General features: G+C 46.5%; 1 pseudogene. It reads left to right on the top strand.

The annotated features are described in order from the left end of the window. Positions 1-228 (top strand): annotated as a pseudogene (locus A3712_RS22865) (adenosine deaminase); the annotation flags it as partial.

Here is a 228-nt window from a genome sequence, read left to right on the forward strand (position 1 = left end):
TTGACGCGATCATTGCAAGTGCAGTGAAAGGCATGAAGCGTGCTGAAGAGAAATACGACATCAAGGGCAACTACATTATGTCTGTACTGCGTATGTTCCCTAAAGATTCAATCAAAGACGTGATCGATGCAGGTAAGCCATACCTTGGTAAGGGCGTCGTAGCATTTGATATTGCTGGCGGCGAAAAGCCAGGTTTCTGTGCTGAGTTCCCTGAATACACGCAATACG

This window comes from Vibrio sp. HI00D65 (genome assembly GCF_001635455.1).
Taxonomy (GTDB): domain Bacteria; phylum Pseudomonadota; class Gammaproteobacteria; order Enterobacterales; family Vibrionaceae; genus Vibrio.